The organism is Gorillibacterium sp. sgz306347, assembly GCF_059735245.1.
In genome coordinates, this window is record NZ_JCAPET010000034.1 from 1 (window position 1) to 13,210 (window position 13,210).

The 13,210-nt window shown below is 62.6% G+C and carries 9 protein-coding genes; 5 read left to right on the forward strand and 4 right to left on the reverse strand.

What is annotated here, in order from left to right; all coding sequences use genetic code 11:
- Positions 1 to 324: 324 nt before the first annotated feature.
- The 4 genes from AC6I6H_RS16740 to AC6I6H_RS16755 all read right to left on the reverse strand — a co-directional run bounded on the left by AC6I6H_RS16740 (position 325) and on the right by AC6I6H_RS16755 (position 2,993).
- Positions 325 to 900: a GNAT family N-acetyltransferase gene (locus AC6I6H_RS16740; RefSeq protein ID WP_497955120.1), complete on the reverse strand. Its 576-nt coding sequence runs from the start codon at positions 898 to 900 to the stop codon at positions 325 to 327.
- Positions 901 to 919: 19 nt separating this feature from the next.
- The gene (locus AC6I6H_RS16745; RefSeq protein ID WP_497955121.1) at positions 920 to 1,831 is read right to left on the reverse strand and encodes a helix-turn-helix transcriptional regulator; all 912 of its coding nucleotides are present in this window, start codon (positions 1,829 to 1,831) and stop codon (positions 920 to 922) included.
- Positions 1,832 to 1,906: 75 nt separating this feature from the next.
- Positions 1,907 to 2,848 carry a hypothetical protein gene (locus AC6I6H_RS16750; protein WP_497955124.1) on the reverse strand — a complete coding sequence of 314 codons (942 nt, stop codon included), beginning with the start codon at positions 2,846 to 2,848 and terminating at the stop codon, positions 1,907 to 1,909.
- The gene (locus tag AC6I6H_RS16755) at positions 2,838 to 2,993 is read right to left on the reverse strand and encodes a hypothetical protein (RefSeq protein WP_497955125.1); all 156 of its coding nucleotides are present in this window, start codon (positions 2,991 to 2,993) and stop codon (positions 2,838 to 2,840) included. Before AC6I6H_RS16755 ends, AC6I6H_RS16750 begins: the two co-directional genes overlap by 11 nt.
- 145 nt (positions 2,994 to 3,138) lie before the next feature.
- Here AC6I6H_RS16755 and AC6I6H_RS16760 point away from each other — a divergent pair, with 145 nt between their 5' ends.
- The 5 genes from AC6I6H_RS16760 to AC6I6H_RS16780 all read left to right on the forward strand — a co-directional run bounded on the left by AC6I6H_RS16760 (position 3,139) and on the right by AC6I6H_RS16780 (position 13,167).
- Entirely contained in the window at positions 3,139 to 4,980 is a 1,842-nt protein-coding gene (locus AC6I6H_RS16760) for a vWA domain-containing protein (RefSeq protein WP_497955155.1), read from the forward strand.
- Positions 4,981 to 4,993: 13 nt separating this feature from the next.
- A complete protein-coding gene (locus AC6I6H_RS16765; protein WP_497955126.1) occupies positions 4,994 to 8,383 on the forward strand; it encodes a tubulin-like doman-containing protein in 3,390 nt (1,129 codons plus the stop codon).
- Between the two features lie 121 nt (positions 8,384 to 8,504).
- The gene (locus tag AC6I6H_RS16770) at positions 8,505 to 11,063 is read left to right on the forward strand and encodes a hypothetical protein (protein WP_497955127.1); all 2,559 of its coding nucleotides are present in this window, start codon (positions 8,505 to 8,507) and stop codon (positions 11,061 to 11,063) included.
- Between the two features lie 167 nt (positions 11,064 to 11,230).
- Positions 11,231 to 12,502: a vWA domain-containing protein gene (locus AC6I6H_RS16775; RefSeq protein WP_497955128.1), complete on the forward strand. Its 1,272-nt coding sequence runs from the start codon at positions 11,231 to 11,233 to the stop codon at positions 12,500 to 12,502.
- A gap of 8 nt (positions 12,503 to 12,510) precedes the next feature.
- Entirely contained in the window at positions 12,511 to 13,167 is a 657-nt protein-coding gene (locus AC6I6H_RS16780) for a hypothetical protein (protein WP_497955129.1), read from the forward strand.
- Positions 13,168 to 13,210 lie beyond the last annotated feature (43 nt).

The window sequence follows — 13,210 nt, forward strand, 5'->3', positions numbered from 1 at the left end:
CTGTGGCAACCGTTAGCCACCCACTGCCCTGGCGGGCACCACAGACTATGAAGTTGCGTTATTTTCAAGTAGAATATGGCATTCGTTAAACGGAGAAGTCCCCGTCGTCTACAACTTTCTCAAAGTAACGTTTTCTTCTTGAGGGTAGGGCGCAAACCCCGGCGGGAGGCTCGTTCGGTTCTCCATGGGGCGCAAACCCCGGCGGGAAGCTCGTTCGGTTCTCCATGTGGCGCAAACTCCGGCGGGAAGCTCGTTCGGTTCTCCATGTGGCGCAAACCCAGGCGGGATGCTCATTCGCCGGCCGCCGCATCCCTGGCGTCTCCTCTATTGCGGACGGTACGTTTCTTTGTCTTCCGTTTCGCTCGGATTCAGGATCGAGAGGACGACATGATCCTCCCAGACGCCGTTGATCCGTACGTTTTTCCGCGCCACGCCCTCGCGCTCGAAGCCCGCCTTTTCCAGCACGCGAAGCGAACCGGGATTGCGCGGCATCACCTGCGCTTCAATCCGGTGCAGGCCGATCACGTTGAACCCGAAATCGACGATGCGAAGCACCGCTTCGGTGGCGTAGCCTTTTCCGTGCACACTCCGGTCCAGGCTGTAGCCGATCAGACACCGCTGGAGAAACCGGCGCTCCACCTCGAACAGACTGACGCTCCCGACCAACTCGCCGGTCGTATTCAAAAAAACGCCGAAAGCGTACCCTTGGTCGTTTTCGCGGTCTTCCTTCGTTTTGCGGATGTACTGCAGCGTCATTTCCCTCGAATAGCTTTCCTCTTCGCGTTTTGGCGTGACGGTCTGAAACAGCTCCCGGTTTCTCCGGTTCATCTCCATCAGGGCATCGGTATCCAGCTCGGAAAAATAACGGATGTGAATTTGCTCGGATGCGGGGGACGTCATGGAAGGTCAGCTCCTTTGGTCAGTTCGTGAAGTCTCGTTTGTAGCGTTCTGCGATTTGCCCCGCTTTTTTGCGGATCACCTGTCTCAAAAAGGGCGGCGACACCACCTCCAGCTCGGGGCCGAAGGAGAGCAGCGTGGCGACGAGGGAATCGTCCATCGGCCAAGTGATGCGCACCTCCAGGCTCCCGTCGGGAAGCGGCGCAACCGCCTCATGCTCGAAAAAGTCGTAGACCCGCCGCGAGGCGGTCCGGGCAAAGCGCAGCACCAGGGGAGCGACGCTCCCGGGCGACACATCGGCCTCGCCGTCGTCCAGCATCTCCGGCCGGCGGGTGAAGCGTTCTTCCAGCGCCTCCGCCGCATGGACGCGGGACAGCCGGAACAGGCGGAAGCCGCCGCGTTTGCGGCACCAGCCCCACAGATACCAGACCCCTCCCTTGTAGAAAAGGGTCATCGGCTCGACCGTCCGGCTTTCGGGGCCCGCGGACCGCAGATACTCGAACCGCATGAGCCGGCGGTGGAGAATGGCGTCGCGGAATTCGCCGAAGCGGCCGTCGGCGCGGCCTGCGCCGAGTCCGGCCAGATCGACCCGCAGCCATTCGTCCATCCGGCCGGGGGCAAACAGGTCGCGCAGGCGTTCGCGAATCCGCTCCTCCTTGAGATCCTGCCGCTGCGCTAGCGCCGCCAGCGCCGACAGCAGGACGTTTCGCTCCGCCTTGTCGAGCAGCCTGGCGAGCGAATAGCCTTCCATCAGCCCCGTATCGCCAAGGGAGACCTGGGAGGCCCGCACGGGAATGCCGGACCGGGCGAGCTCATCCAGATCCTTGCGGACAGTACGGATGGAGGCTTCAAACCGGTCGGCCAGTTCCTGGGCCCCCGTGGTGCCGTGATCAAGCAAATGCATGAGAATGCCGAGCTGGCGTTCGATTTTCATTCGGCCGGTACACTCCAATCGCGGGAGAAATGGAGAAGCGCAAAGCGGGTGTCGGCTCATGCTGCAAAAGAAGGGCTATAACAGCCGGATGATTTCGGCGTCGTTTGCGTAGCGCTCTACGGCGATTTCCCGGACCCGTTCGGACAGCTCCGGGTAAGCCCCGTACGGAGCGGAGGCGAGCAGCCGGCAGAGCCGGAGAAAACGGTCGCGCGGCAGACGGTCGGCGTAGTCGGCGATGAGCCGCGGGGCGGCATCCAGATTGGCGCCGCGCTTCAGGGCCGCCGCCGCAATATTGGTCAACAGCGGCGGGCCGTAAGGGGTGCGCTCCAGATCGGCGCGGTAGCGGAGCACGTAGCCGAGCGTTCGCTCCCGGATCAAGTCGGGCCGCACCAGGGAGACCTCCCAAAGGTATTGATTGAACGGCCGGCTGTATTTGCCCGGGACGACCGTTTCCAGCTCCAGGTCCATGTCCTTGCGCAGAACAAAGCGGGACAGGCACAGTACTTTGTTGTTGTGGATGCGGTCGTCCTGCAGAAAATGACCGATCTCGCGCAGCTTCTCGTAGCACTCCTTGTAGCGGCCGGCGTCGTAGTCGGCTTCCGCCGCTTGCTCGTCGGCCTCCAGGCCGGCCATGATATCCGGCGCGCTGTCCAGCAGGGCGCGGTGCAGCTGCCGCTGCCGGACGGCGTCCCGGTAGCGGCGGCGGAGAAACAGGTTGGCTGTCAGCAGAGCCGCACCGAGAAAAACCGCCGCGTAAAGCTGGAGCGTATCTTCGGCCAGCCAGGCGGCCGCCGCCGCAAGCCCCGCAAGCAGAAGCGTCTCCAGGACGGCATGCGCCGCAAGGCCGCGGGAGGCGAGCCGGACGGCGGAGCCGAACGAGCCCTCCCGGCCGCAGTTCGGGCATACCTGTGAGGGCAGCGAAGTAAATGTTTCACATCGGCGGCACCAAAACAGCCTTTCGTACGTATGTAGGGTGACCCGGGGTTTGGCGAAATGCGCCGCCCGTTTATCCGCCACTGCCATCCCTCCCCGGATTCAGCCGTTCCAGCAGCTCCCGATCCACCGTTTCCGGGGGCGGGGCGTTCTTTTCGGAGCGGCGGTAGAATAGCCATCTGGCAAGCACGTAAAGCGCGATAACGCCAATCGGAATGAAAGCCGTCATGGGGTTCCTCCGAGAGAAAAGTAATGGAATTTTCCAAACGCTAAAGGTATGATAATTTGTAGAATTGAGACTTGACAGCATGCGAAACAGACTAGAGAACACAGGCTCATTTTACTATTTGCCGGCTCCGTTTGACCAGAAGATTATGCGGCGGGCCGGAAAAGAGCCGACCGAGAGGGGTCTACCATTGAACAGAAACCATAAAACCAACCGAACCGGATACAAGGCTCTGCTAGCCTTGCCGCTCGTCCTGCTGCTGCTTTTGACCCTGCTGCCGGCCCGGGCGCACGCCGCGGATACCGACCAGAAGCTGGACGCGGTGCTGGCGGTCGACGTGAGCACCTCGATGAACGACAGCGACCGGAACAAGGTCGCCAACGAAGCGATGAAAATGTTTGTCGACATGACATCGGTGGCGGGCGACAAAATCGGCGTCATCGCCTACACCGACCAGATCGTCCGGGAGAAGGCGCTGCTGGAAATCCGGTCGCCCGGCGACAAGCAGGATTTAAAGACATTTATCGACCAATTGAATCGCGGGCCTTATACGGATATCGCCGTCGGGGTGCGCGAGGCGGTCAAGGTGCTGGAGGCGGGCCGCGACCCGAGCCACCATCCGATGATCGTGCTGCTGGCGGACGGCAACAACTGGCTGAACGAAGGCCGCACGCAGGCGGAATCCGACCGGGAGCTGGCCGATGCGATCAAGCAGGCGCAGGCGATCGGCATCCGCGTCTACACGATCGGGCTGAACGCGGACGGCCAGCTGAACAAGACGGCGCTGGAAAAAATCGCCCGGGACACCGGCGGCAAGTCATTCGTGACCGACACGGCGGAGACGCTCCCGCAAATTTTAAGCGAAATTTTTGCCAGCCACCTGAAGCTGAAGGTGGTTCCGCTCCAGGGCTTCACGGCAAACGGAGACTTCCAGGAAGTGACCGTGACCGTTCCGAACGCCAATGTGCTGGAAGCGAACATTTCGATCATGTCCGGAAAGCCGGTCGAGGTCCGGCTGACCGATCCGAACGGCGCGCAGGTCGCGGTCCCTTCGGACAACGTGCTGTATTCCCGTTCCAGCTCGTATTCGCTGGTCAAGCTGACAAAACCGGTCCAGGGCGACTGGAAGCTCCAGGTAAAAGGGGCCGCCAGCGACCAAATCGACATCAATCTCGTCTTTAATTATGACCTGGCGCTTGTGATGGAGCCGCTGCAGGGCAGCTCCTTCAAAAAAGGCGACAAGGTGGCGGTCAAGGCCGGCCTGCAGTCCGGCGGCCAGCCGCTCGCCGACGCCGAGCTGCTGAAGACGCTGGAGGCAAAGCTGCTCGTCACGGATATCGACGCCAAGACGACGGAGGAAATTCCGATCGCGCTGGCCGGAGACGCGTTTGCCGGCGAATGGACGATTCCCGACAGCCGCCGGTACGAGCTCAAGGTACGGGTGGAGGACGCCAGCTTTTACCGGGAGACCGAGCCGGTAACGGTTGACGCGGCAGCCGGAACGGCCACCTCCGTCCCGTCCTCTTCTCCGGCGCCTTCCGCTCCGGCGGCGGACAAAAAACCGTTCCCGTGGCTCTACGTCCTGATCGGAGCCGCCGCGCTCGTTGCCGTTCTGGCCGCTGTCTTTTTCATCCTCGGCCGGGTCAAGAAAGCGAACCGCGGCTTTATCGGCCAGCTGGTGGTGGAGGTCCGCGACGAGAATACGGGCGAGCGCACCAGCCCGCAGTACAAGAAGCTGAACGTGTTCAAAGGCCGCTTCAGGCTGCATCAGCTTCTCCAGCTTGCGCCGGAATTCGCGGAAACGGATAAAATCGTGTTCGAGCCCGGCAAAGGCGACACCATTGTCCTGTACAACCGCTCGGAGGCTCTGATCGAGAAGGCCGGACGGGCGCTGGACGCCTCGGGCGGCGTGGAGCTGCGCAAAGGCGACCGGCTGCGCGTCGTGCTGCAGGGAGCCGGCAAATCGATTCAACTGGAGTATTTACTATAGGAGGCTTGGACCCATGAAAGCACTGGTCAGGGAACACATCCAGCAACTCGATGTCACGCTAGGCGGGGGCATCATCTCGGAGAAAATCCGCGTCGACACAATCGACAACCCGATGCTCGTCATCGGGCTCGGCGGAACGGGCATCGACGCCCTGCTTCGCCTCAAATACCAGATCAACCGGCGCTTCAAGCTGCCGAACGATCCGCTTTCCAAGAAAAAACGGGAGAAACCCGATAACATTGAATTCATCGGCTTCGAGACAAACGAAGGCGAGCTGCAAAAGAAATACAAGGGCATCGGCCTCGATCCGCTTACGGAGTTCGTGCTGCTCTCCAATGCCGAAATCGGCAGCCTGCTGCAAAACCGCCGGGTGCTGGAGCCGTACATAACGGAATGGCTGTCCCCGGAGCTTCTGGTGACGGACGGCGTCGGCGGAGCGTCGGGCAACCGGCAGACCGGCCGGCTGCTCCTGTTCACCAAGATCGTGCAGGTGGTCCAGACCATCGAGAAAAAAATCAAATCGCTGACCGAAGGCACGAGCAAAAAGCTGATGGTGTTCCTGCTGACCGGCTTGTCGGGCGGCACCGGAAGCGGCGGCTTCCTCGACATCGCCTACATCGTGCGCGGGCTTATGGAGCGCGAGCATTCTACGGCGGGCGTCGACAAGGTGAGCCTGCTCGGCTACCTGTTCATGCCGGATGTCAATTTGTCGAACAAAAGCCTGACGGACCATACCCGCGAATATATTAAAAAGAACGGATATGCCGCCCTGAAGGAGCTGGACTACTGGATGAACGCCGACGAGCGCGGCGAGCGGTTCCGCCAGCAGTACGGCAACATCCTGACCGTCAACTCGCCGCTGCCGCCGTTCAACCTGGCTCATCTGATCTCCGCGACCAATCTGGACGGCAAGCTGCTGGAGAACGCCTACGACTACTGTATGAACGTCACGGCCGAGAACATCACCAACTTCATGGCCAGCGAGGAAAAGCAGTCCGGCGAGGAGTTCGCGATCCACGACTACATCAGCAACATCCGCAGCAACATCAACCAGATGCCGAAGCCTTACGCGGCCAACTACCAATACAATATCATCGGGGCGTCTTCGGCCGTGCTGCCGATTGAGGAAATGACCACTTACCTCGCGTACCGCCTGTTCAAAAAGATGGAGACGATGTTCCAGGCGGGCCCGACGCGCGAAGACGCGGAAAAGCTGGCCCACAAGCTCGGCGCGGACATCGATTCCGTCCACCGGGAATTTCTGAAGCGGGTGCCCGAGCCGCTGCCGGGGTACCAGAACAGCGAGCGCCTGAGCTACCAGAACGTCATCAAGCAGCAGACGGTCAACATGGACACCGAGCTGGAGCAGAACTTCCTTTCGCGCGCGCGGGAGGAGTACATCAAGACGCGCCGGCAGCTTCCGGGCGAGCTTCTGGAGCGGTTCACCGAGGAAATCCGGCGGATGTTCCTGAACCCGGAAATGGGTCCCTTTTATGCAAACCGGATCATTTATACCAATAACGGGCCGTCGCTGCTCAGCATCATTCGCTCGTACATCGACAGCCTGAAGGAGTCGCTCTACCGGATTCCGCAGGACATCGAAGCGGCCGCCGACAACTCGCTGCAAAAGCTGGGCGATGCGCGCGACGCGTTCATTTCCAAAGAGAAAAAGAAGGACCTCTACATCGACGCCAAAATCCAGGAGTACTACCTGTATTCCGACCGGGACCGGATGGAGCAGATGATCGACTTTTACGAGGATCTGTACCGGGCCTACAACGAACAGAACGCGCGCATTTACGAGGTGTTCACCGAGCTGCTGAACGCGCTGAACGCCATTTTCGAGAAAAACGGCAACATTCTCGCCCGGGGCGACGAGGACGTCGACCACAAGGGCAACCGCACCTACTACTGGAACATTGTCAATGTGCCGGATGTGGAGCGGGTAATCGGCGGCATTCTGGACGAGAAGAACGTCCAGGACCTGATCCGCGCCTTCACGGCGGAGCTGATGGCCAAGTCGGAAAACTGGATCAAGGACTCCGAAGTGGACATCGTCGGCTCCATCTCCGAATTCATGACGGATCAGTTCGGCGACCTCATCACCAAATCGATGGAGGATTTCCTGCTGATCAAATACGGCAAGGACGAGTCGATCGAAAACATTATGGAGCGCGTCATCGCGAAGCGGCTGAACGAAGAGGCGGTGCCCGTTTTCCACCTGAGCAACAGCTCCGGCAGCTTTCATTTTCCGTCCTACGGGTTTGTGTCCGTGCCGGTCAAGGCGCCGAACCTGTACAAGGGCATCAAGAATTTCGAAGCGCACGCGGTCGGCAACTCGCGGTTTACGGTGAAGGAGAGCGAGGTCAAAAACCGGATTTTCTGGCTCAACACCAAAAACGGGGTGCCGCTTTTCTCCTACGCGCCGCTCAAGAGCTATGAGGAAAGCTACGAGAAAACGATTCTGGAAGCGGAGGGCACGGGCCGGCATCTGGTGCAGACCGACAAGGTCAACTGGGTCAACCTGCCGTCGCCGATCCCGGAAAAATCGTGGGGCGACACGTACGTCAACGCACGCGTGCAGCGGATGAACGAGACGATCCGCGAAGCGTTCGCGGAAGCCGAGAAGTACGGTGCCGTGCGGGAAAAAGGCCCGGATTCGAACACGTTCAGCCGCTACGAGGTCGTGCTGACGCGGCCGTTCGATTTTGAGACGTTTGCGGCAGGCTTCAACATGCAGCTTGACCAGCCGAAGCCGAACCTGGGCGAGGTGAAGCAGGCGGCCGCCCGGCTGAACCAGCTGCTGGAGAACGGGCTGGAGCCGTCCGGCACCCGCGAAATTTTCGGCAGCGTAAGCCGCGAAGCGGCGATCGACAACCTGATCCGCTACCCGGGCCTGTTCGAGGAAATCCGCAGCGAGCTGGCGAAGTACCGCCAGATCGCCGAGCAGGCGGCGCGCCTTGCGGGAATCATTGCGGCGGGCGAGAGCGAAGAAAAATGGATCGACCTGTTTATCGAAGCGATGTATACCGGCACGGTTGCGAAGAAGGGCGCGCAGTTCGTATACGACCACGATCCGGAGGAGGAAGCCTGGGAGCCGTTCGTCAACCTGCTGCGGGTGACCAAATTCGTCGACTACGCAATCTACGAAAAGCTCCGCTCCCTGGACGCGAAACGGATCAGCCAGCTGGAGCGTAAAGCCGCCCGGCGAAGCGAGACGCTTACTTCCTCGGAGGATATCGGCGGGCTGGTGGCGCACTTGGAGAAAATGGCGGCCGGCTTCCGCGAGGTCAAGTCGGCGCTTGATTTCGACCGCGCCGAGCTGGTAAACGGGGAAGAGATGTACCGGTTCTACCGCCAGGTATCGGCCAAAACGGCGGATATGCTCAAAACCATCCGGTAAACGCGCGTTTCCCGCGTTTTTCCGGTCCCGGCCCGTAGCGTTTCGGCTTGCGGTCCGCTGCGCGCGGACTGCCGCTAGACGGAAGCGGGGCGGGACATGAAACCGAAAGGAGCGGCCCACGGTGCGAGAGCGACTGATGGCTTTTGCCGAAGAATACGACAACCGGTCCGACGCGGCGGCCTCCGCCGCCGACGGGCAGAGAAGCCTGCACAATCCGCTTGCTTTCCTGTTTGTGGGCGGCAAGTCGGCGCCCGCTCTTGCGGAGGTGCGCCGGCTGATGAACCGCAAGTGCGACAACGGGGCCGCCATCGTCTATTTGCACTTGTGCGGGGAAGAAAATGCGTCCGGCGGCGCGGGCTCCGGATATGGCTCGGCGGGTTCCGCTGCGGCGGGCGGAACGGGAAGCGGCGCTTCCGCCGGTCCCGACGGGCGCCTTCGTCCCGACTACGCTATGGCGCCAGGCTCCGGCACAGACGCCGGGCCGCACGGCGCCGGGGTTATGGAAGGGTTTCGGCCGGACGCGGCGCGCCAGGTCCTCGGAAGGCCGGAGCCGTTTGTCGGGCGACTTGGCGTAAAGGACCTCGCGCTCGACCGCAAGTCGGCGCGTCCGGATGTCCGGCGCCGCTTTTATGCGGACCGGGCGATGCTCGCCTCCATGAACCGGGAGATTCGGCGGGCGGCGGCCCGGCTGTCCGAAGCCGGGCGGTTTTTCGCCAGCTTCGAGCGGCTGAACCTGGCGGTTGTGACGCAGGCGGACGACCCGCTCAATGTGCTCCTCCCGGAAGCGGTGCTGCTGGCGCGTTCCATCCTCGGCGAATCGTTCAAGCATGTCCAGACCGATCTGTACGTGCTGACCCGGGAAGCCGACACGGGCGGGGATTTCGCTTACTCCGCATCGCTCGGCTACGCCTTCCTGCGGGAGCTGGACGGGATGCAGGAGCGGGGCTTTCACTTGAAAGCGCCGCTGCTTCTGACCGAGGACGGCTTTGCGCTCGACCTGGAGCACACGCCCTCTCCCTTGTTCGATCTGGTCTATGTGCTGGGCGACAAAGACGAAAAGGGGATTCTCGACAAGACCGGGCTCGGGACCGCCTACAAGGCGATCGCCAGTCTGAACCTCCTCAAGAACCGGCGCACCATCCATGAATTTGACCGGGAGCGCGCGCTGTACAACAACCTGCAGTACAAACAGAGCATCACTTCGCCGGCGGTGCCGGAAAATGTTTATTCCACGGCGGGGTATTCGGAGCTCCGGCGGCCGAACCGGGCCATCGCGCTCACGGTGCTGGACGAAGTGTTCCGCGCGTTTGCCTCCCGGCTGGCGGAAAGCGCCGAAGCGGGGCGGCGGGACGCGGCGGCGCTTTTCGGCCTCGACGCCGCTTCCGTGGCCCGGCAGACGGAGGTTTTGCTTCCTCCCCGGGAACGGCTGGAGGACATGCACGCGCTGCTCGCCCGCGATACGCCGCTTGCAGCGCTCCGCCGGATGACGCTGCGGGAGGCGGAGGAGGAGCTTTACGGCGGAAACGCCCGCGCCTTTTTCGCCCGGCATTTTGAAGAGGCGGCCAAGGCGGGAGCGGAGGAGCTGGACATCGCCTCCGCCGCGGGGCGGCGGCTGGCGGCGGAGCTTCAGCCGCCGTATACGTTTTTCTCCGTGTACCGGTGGACGGACGAAACCGATCCGGACAGCCTGCACGCGGAGCTGAACCGGCAGCAGGAGGAAACCGCCCGCCAGCTGGCCGACGCCCGCGAGGAGCTGCAATCGGTATTGGACCGCTCGGCGGAGCCGCTTGCCTCGGGCGGAGGCTTCGGCTTTCTGGCCAAGCCGGCGCGGCGGAAGCTGCAGCGCGCTTTGCTGGACGCCTTGTACGGCCTCCGCTACGCGATTCTCGTCCTGGAGACCCGCCGCCGGGTGCTCGACCGCTGGGAGCTTGCGCTTGCCGGGCTTCATGCGGCCGCCGCCCGCCGGGTCGCCCGGATTCGGGAAGCGGGCGAGCTGCTGGCTGCGGCGGCGAAGGAAAGCGCGGCGGAAGGCGGGGACGACCGGCTCGGGCGCAACCTGCCCGAATACTACGGGCGCGAGGTGCGGCGCATTCTGGACGGCCTGGCCGCCCGCCGGGGGCCGGATTTTTTCCTCGACGACAAGTATTTCGGGGATGCGGCCGCCCTTGCCGACGAAGGCGCGTCCGCGCTGCTGGAGCGGCTGATCGCCATCTGCGAACGGGAGGTATTCCCGGACGCGGTCTTCCGGCAGACGTTTGAGGAAGAGCTGCTGGAGCGGGCGAACGTCGCCGTGCGCTATGAGGAGCAGGAACAGCTGGTGCCGCGGGAGGAGCTCTTTCGCGATTTATTCGAACGCCTTGAAAGCGGGGCCACCGTCCGGCAAACCCTGTTCCACTACACGCAAAAGCACCGGTACGAGGAAAAATACTTTTTCGGCGATTACGAAAGCGAGTTCATCCGCTATGCGTTCCGGCTCGACCAGGAAAGCCGGGCTTACCAGCTCGGCTGCGTCCATGAGCGGCGGGCGGTCGGCATCGACAAGCTGAACATTATGGGCGGCTTCCGGCTGGACGATACGATGTACAGCCGAAACGCGCGCAAATATTACGAATCCTATGCGGCGAACGAATTCCGGTTTCACGCCGGGCCCGGCGAGGAAAGCGGACCGCCCGCGGACTAGGGTCCGCCGATGGCGCAAGCGCAGAAACGGAAATTTGCTGGCGCGAAGTACCCGCTTCGGCAGGCGGACGGCGGGGCGGGAGCCGCTTTCGCGGCGGCGCATGATACGGAATGGAGAAAGCGGGGCCGTTATGCAGCGGCTCCCGAAATGGCAGGGGGGCTTGTTTGATGCGCCGGAAATGGAGCGCGCTATTGTTTTTGTTCAGCCTGATCGGCGGGGCGGCCGGCTTTGCGGCCGGGGAGGTACTGCTCGGGGCTTATGACGGCCGGATGGCCAATTTTTTGCTGATGGCCATTTATTTCGGCGTGCTTGGGCTCTTTGTCGCGCTGGCCTGTCTGATCGCGGAAACGCTGTCGCCCGATCTGAACGGGCGCGGCTGGCGGCTGCGGCATGTCGGAAGCGGCTGGAAGTGGCTGGTCCCCGCTTCGTTTGCCATGCTTTTGGCGGCAGGCGCTTTGTTTCAAACGATTTACGGGTTCGGGTTCGGCCGGCACAAGCCGGTGGAAGACATCGTGCTTGTGATCGACAAGTCTGAAAGCATGCAGGAGACCGACCCGAACCGGGAAAGCATCCGGGCGGCGCAGGAGCTCGTTTCCCGCATGGACGGCGGCAAGCGTCTCGGCGTGGTGCTGTTTAACGAGCGCCCGGAGGTGCTGCAGCCGCTCCGGCTGATCGACACCGCCTCCGCCAAGGAGGAGGTAACCGCAAAGCTGAACGAGTACCAGCCTGTCGGGCAAACCAACATCGCAGGCGCGCTGGAAACGGCGCTGGCCGAGCTCCGGTCCGTTCCGGACCGCCGCAAGGCGATGGTAATTCTGATCTCCGACGGGTACAGCGACGTGGATGTGAACGCAGCGGTCGCGCCGTATGCCAGCGACGAGGTGGCGATTCATACCGTCGGAATGAATGGAACGGACTCTGACGCGACTGCGCTGCTTCGCGAGCTTGCGGGGCGCTCCGAGGGCAGCTATCACGGCATTGACAAGGCGACCCAGCTGACGGGAGTGTTCAACAAGCTGTACGACTTGAACAAAGGCTGGCATCTGATGGGCGACCGCACCGGCACCGGAGCCGACAACCTCTATTACCTGGCTTTGCGGATTCTTTTCCTCGGCCTGCTCGGCGGGCTGATGGGGCTTTCGCTTGGCATTATTTTCGACAACCGCCATCTGGCCAAAGCCTTCACCGTCGGCGGGCTGCTCGCCGGCCTGCTGGCGGGCTGGCTGCTGGAGTCGTGGATTCGGGCCGGCTGGAGTCCGGGGTTTGGGCGTTTCGCCGCCGATCTTGTGCTGGCCGCCGTTATTTCGCTTTCGACGCTGATCGTGCCGGTCAAGGCGGGAAGCGATCTGACGGGCGGAACGCCGATCGACCGACAGGGCCGCGGGCCCCATGGACCGGGCTACCGGCAAACCGGCGGCAGCAGCTTTAACCGGAGGTGAGCGGGTTTATGAAAGAATGGCAATGGAATCCCGGGGAAGCTCCTCCCGGTCTGCGCATCGCCGGGGCGGCCTGCCGCGTGCGGGAGGGGGAATGCGTGCTTACCTGGGAATGGCCCGGGGAACTGAAGTACGTTTACGTCTACGGCTTCGATCCGGCCGAGGAAACGGGAGACGAAGCGGAATCGGCGGACCGCCGGCGCATGAAGCTGTACACCCGCGAGGAATACAAGGCGGCCGGGGGCTACCGCGACCGGCCGGACCGCGTCGGCGGGTACGGCTACCGGATCTTCCCCTGTATCCGGGAAGGCGGCGAAACGATCGTGTACCCGCAGCGGGACGGCGGGAACGAAGCAAGGTTCAGCCTTGGCAAAGCGCTGATCCGCTGCTCGGTCAAATACGGCGGAGGCTGGCTCGGCAAGCGCAGAACCGCACGGATCAGCGTCGAGGCCGAAATTCCCGTCTCGCGAGACGCGCTGTGCTACGTCAAGAAGACCGGCGGCCTCCCGCTCGGCAAGGAGGACGGCACGGCTTACCCGCTGCTCGGCGACCTGCCGGCCGGCCGCAGCGTGCTGCCGGACATCGAGGTGGGACGCGACGACCGGGTCAAGCTGTTTTTTACCGACGGGAAACGGTACGGAGCCGTCTACGAGCTCATTCACGTCTGAGCTTGGCGGGAAAGCGTTCGGTTAGCGCGGTTTTTTGCTGCTA

What these genes read in the sequence shown, in the direction of transcription:
- AC6I6H_RS16740 (WP_497955120.1), bottom strand. Translation starts at nt 900, where the DNA reads ATGACGTCCCCCGCATCCGAGCAAATTCACATCCGTTATTTTTCCGAG.
- AC6I6H_RS16745 (WP_497955121.1), bottom strand. Translation starts at nt 1,831, where the DNA reads ATGAAAATCGAACGCCAGCTCGGCATTCTCATGCATTTGCTTGATCAC.
- AC6I6H_RS16755 (WP_497955125.1), bottom strand. Translation starts at nt 2,993, where the DNA reads ATGACGGCTTTCATTCCGATTGGCGTTATCGCGCTTTACGTGCTTGCC.
- AC6I6H_RS16760 (WP_497955155.1), top strand. Translation starts at nt 3,139, where the DNA reads ATGCGGCGGGCCGGAAAAGAGCCGACCGAGAGGGGTCTACCATTGAAC.
- AC6I6H_RS16765 (WP_497955126.1), top strand. Translation starts at nt 4,994, where the DNA reads ATGAAAGCACTGGTCAGGGAACACATCCAGCAACTCGATGTCACGCTA.
- AC6I6H_RS16775 (WP_497955128.1), top strand. Translation starts at nt 11,231, where the DNA reads ATGCGCCGGAAATGGAGCGCGCTATTGTTTTTGTTCAGCCTGATCGGC.
- AC6I6H_RS16780 (WP_497955129.1), top strand. Translation starts at nt 12,511, where the DNA reads ATGAAAGAATGGCAATGGAATCCCGGGGAAGCTCCTCCCGGTCTGCGC.